The organism is Pseudomonas sp. SIMBA_068 (assembly GCF_046534705.1).
Classification (GTDB): Bacteria; Pseudomonadota; Gammaproteobacteria; order Pseudomonadales; family Pseudomonadaceae; genus Aquipseudomonas; species Aquipseudomonas putida.
In genome coordinates this window covers 1-245 of sequence record NZ_JAWRYI010001362.1, presented here as the reverse complement: position 1 = coordinate 245, position 245 = coordinate 1, and the positions used below count along the sequence as shown (strand labels likewise).

1 pseudogene is annotated in these 245 nt (G+C 49.8%); it reads right to left on the bottom strand.

What is annotated here, in order from left to right:
- Positions 1 to 245 (bottom strand): annotated as a pseudogene (locus SB756_RS34065) (acyltransferase); the annotation flags it as partial.

Here is a 245-nt window from a genome sequence, read left to right as displayed (position 1 = left end):
AAAGTGGAGTGGGTTTGCTGATGTTTTTCTTGCGTGAAACGGGAGCCTTCAACGAAATTGACAATGGTGGTGGGATGCAGGCGAAACTTTTCACAAGAACGCCGAGTGGTTTCAACATCTTTACCACGTCGCTCCGGATGACGTAATAAATAAGCGCGGGAATAACGCTTCATAAACGGCATATCCAGCGCCCAGCACGCCAGGCCAAGAAATGGCACCCAGGCCAGCTGTTGCTTGAGGAAATA